General features: G+C 37.2%; 1 protein-coding gene. It reads right to left on the reverse strand.

Translation table 11 applies throughout. The features are described 5' to 3' along the window. The coding region (locus CXF74_RS00035; RefSeq protein ID WP_232772386.1) for a transposase at nucleotides 1-253 on the reverse strand (253 nt) is incomplete at both ends.

Genomic DNA, 253 nt, shown 5'->3' on the forward strand with positions numbered 1-253 from the left:
GTTTGAATATGATAAACACCTTCAATAACACGCTGATTATCCAAATTGATTAACCTTTTATGGTCAACATTCAATTTTTTGGCAATGCCAATGTAAGATATATTTCCATCTGTGCACAGTACTGAATCTGCCGAAATGACAGGGGTTAAGACAGCCTCAATATTTTCTCTTGTATTATTTTCGATAACCTTGTGTACCATATTTCCAGCCCTATCTAACACCATGATAATAGGGACTTGCAGGGGTTTGCCGC

Origin of the sequence: Psychromonas sp. Urea-02u-13, assembly GCF_002835995.1 — a bacterium.
In the GTDB taxonomy this organism is placed as follows: Bacteria; Pseudomonadota; Gammaproteobacteria; order Enterobacterales; family Psychromonadaceae; genus Psychromonas.